The organism is Duganella callida, from assembly GCF_004614165.1.
Taxonomy (GTDB): Bacteria; Pseudomonadota; Gammaproteobacteria; order Burkholderiales; family Burkholderiaceae_D; genus Rugamonas; species Rugamonas callida.
Genome location: NZ_SPVG01000216.1, coordinates 1 through 3162, shown reverse-complemented (window position 1 = coordinate 3162; position 3162 = coordinate 1). Strand labels below are relative to the sequence as shown.

2 protein-coding genes are annotated in these 3162 nt (G+C 56.7%); one reads left to right on the top strand and one right to left on the bottom strand.

Annotation, left to right across the window (positions count from 1 at the left end):
* Positions 1 to 874 precede the first annotated feature (874 nt).
* Positions 875 to 2545 carry a M20/M25/M40 family metallo-hydrolase gene (locus E4L98_RS22035; RefSeq protein ID WP_135203690.1) on the bottom strand — a complete coding sequence of 557 codons (1671 nt, stop codon included), beginning with the start codon at positions 2543 to 2545 and terminating at the stop codon, positions 875 to 877.
* Positions 2546 to 2678: 133 nt separating this feature from the next.
* Here E4L98_RS22035 and E4L98_RS22030 point away from each other — a divergent pair.
* A partial coding sequence (locus E4L98_RS22030) for a protein-disulfide reductase DsbD N-terminal domain-containing protein (protein ID WP_205746805.1) occupies positions 2679 to 3162 on the top strand: 484 nt, incomplete at its 3' end.

The following is a 3162-nucleotide window of genomic DNA, read 5'->3' as shown; positions in this document are numbered from 1 at the left end:
CTTGCGTTTACAACAGGTTCATCCCGGTAATCCGCGATGAACCTTTTTTTTCGCCCTGACGCTCTAAAAGCAGATAAGGCGTGTAGCGCGACGCCGCTGGCCACGACCGCCGCGCCGATTCCCATCTGCTGTACCTGTGCGGCGTGCCGGAGCAGAACGCGGCCGGCTGCATGTCAGGACAATTTCGACGTGTTCGGCGGCAAGCATGAAGCCGCCTTCGGCTATTTCTACTTGACGGAAAGCTGAACGCCTTTTATGCCGTACCGCGCAGCGCAACGCTGAATCTGAAATGCCGGTTTTTCTGATTGGAGGAGACGGTGCGAGGCTTCTGGACTTTAGTCCACCGTTAGTTACGCCGGCCTGATGGCCGATGGCTTCTTGATTATCAGCGATATCACCGGCGTGGTGATATATCCCCATGCAGCTGGAACCGGGTGAATCGCCAAGGATAAATCCCGCCACACAAAAAGAATATGATCCGGGCTTTAATCAGATATTTATCGATCCGGTGGGTGGTGCGGACGCTGGAATGATAACAGCAATAAACTGAATTTCGATCTGCATCGCGCCTTCATTTTATGTACTTGGGATTGTTGATCGTACGATCATTCGCGAAATTTTCGCTGAATTTATACAGCGAAGTGTTTTACCCAATAATGTGCCGGATATCCAAAGTCACGCCCACGCTTTTCGACGCGGGAAAAATGGCGTAGCCGCACCGTGCGCCCATGGCCAGACCCGATTAAGCGGAAGTGATGGTGGCGGAAGCGCGCCTCCCGCGAGGTAACTGCGGTGTGGCGCGCTGGAATTCATGGAAGCCTAAGCTTGGCACATGCTAGAAATTGGCGTGTGCCAACTAATTTCTGGCGTGAAATTACTTCAGACGCTGGTCGCCGGCAGCCTTGAATTCGGAGCCGGCGTTCCAGGCCGGCGTCACGCCTTGGGCGATATCTAGGCCGACCTGGAACAGCACCTGGATATCCTGCACGCCACCGCTGAAGTCCCAGTCATTGCGGAAAGTGTCGCTCACTTGGTGATAATCATGGGCGACATAGCTATCCACCACTTCATGCGCGTAATTCTCGGGCTTATTCACATAACGGCTGCGCGCTTTGGTATATAAGACCGGCACACCGGCACGGGCGAACTCCAATTGGTCCGCGCGGTAAAAGCTGCCGAGTTCGGGGCGGGAATCGGTTTCCATCAAACGACCCTGTGCCTTGGCGTATTTTTCGACCAGCGCATCGATGTCCGAATGCCCGGACGTGACATTCTCGATCTGCGCGGTTTTGCCCCACGCGTTGATACCGTCGATATTAATATTCGCCACCGTTTTTTTAAGTGGATACAGTGGATGACTGGCATAATACTTGGCACCCAACAAGCCTTTCTCTTCCGCCGTGGTGGCGATAAACAGTATCGAACGTTTCGGCGCTTTCGGCAGCGCTTTATAGGCTTTAGCCAATTCCATTAACGCGGCAATGCCGGAAGCATTATCGAGGGCGCCATGATATATCTGCTTGCTGCGTTCACCTGGTAATTTCTCATCCACGCCCAGATGGTCCCAGTGCGCGCTGTAAATTACATATTCGTTTTTCAGCCGGGGATCGCTGCCTTCGATTTTCGCCACGACGTTATTCGAATTCACGTTACGTGCGATATTCTCGATATGAAAATCAGCCGTACCTTTCAGACTGACCGGACGAAATTCCTTGGTTAATGCCTGCTTTTTTAACGTATCGAAATCGTAGCCGGCGGCGGCCATCATGGCTTTGGCTTTATCCAGTTGAATCCAGCCCGGTATGGCCGGCGCGTCGGGGTCGTCGCCACTGCGCATCAGGCCGAAGTTTTCTGCCACGCCGCCACTGCGCACCACATCCCAGGGATAGGCCGCCGGCTTGGTTTCGTGAATGATGATGGCGGCCGCAGCGCCCAGCTTGGCGGCAATTTCATATTTGTAGGTCCAGCGGCCGTAATAGGTCATCGCTTTACCCTTGAACATCTTCGGGTCCAGTTCGGCCGGATTGTTCGGATCGGGGATGGCCGGGTCGTTGATCAGCATCAGGATGGTCTTGCCGCGCACGTCGACGCCCTTGTAGTCGTCCCAGCCATATTCGGGCGCCTGCACGCCGTAGCCGACAAACACGATTTCGGAGTTCTTCACATCTACGGTGGACGGCTGGCTGGTCGAATGGGCAACGTAGTCATCCGGGAAATTCAACGCGATCTTCCGGCCGCCGATGGTGTAGCTGAAGCTGGGCGCGGGTTTCAGACCGCGCATCGGCACCTTCTGCACCCAGCTGCCATCTGGATTGCCCGGTTTCAGGCCCAGCTTCCTGAATTCCTGCTCGATGTAGGCGACGGTCTTGTCTTCGCCGGCGGTGCCGGGGCCGCGCCCTTCGAATTCGTCGGACGCCAGCGTCTTGATGTGTGCCAGCAGATCCTGGGCCGAGACCGCGTTCAGCGCCTTGGCCGGGGCCTGCGCCGCGGCGGGCAGTGCGCTCAGCGCCAAGGCGGAAAACAGCAGGGGACGTATCGATGACATGGGCATGCTCCAGTGCGGGTTAAAAGATTGAGTTTCGCATGAAACAATGTTTTAAGTCCCCGCTCAGGCGGGAAAAATGCGCTCGGTGTACTATGGCTGTTGCTCCAATGAATAAGTCCTGAAGAAGGTTCTCATGTTACGTTTTGTCCGCTTTATCGCGCCGCTGCTGGCCCTGATGGCACTGCTGTTGCAGCCTGCCCGCGCTGAAGATTTCCTCGACCCCGCCGAAGCGTTCAAGTTTTCGGCCCGCATGACCGATGGTCACACGATAGCCGTCACGTACCAGATCGCCGATGGCTATTACATGTACCGCGAACGCTTCAAGTTCAGCGCGGTGGGCGCCAGGCTCGGCGCGCCGGTCATCCCGCCCGGCAAGATCCACTTCGATGAAACGTTTGGCAAGGATGTCGAAACCTACAGCAAAAGCGTGACCATCACGATTCCGGTCGACGTCAACGGCGCGTTCACGCTGCTTGCCAGCGGGCAGGGCTGCTCGGAAAAAGGTTTGTGCTACGCGCCGCAGGATTACAAGGCAGCGCTGACCGGCAGCGGTTCGGTGCCGCTCCCGGCCACGGCGTCAGCCGCGCCGGGCGCCGCGGCGCCAGGCGCGTCAAACG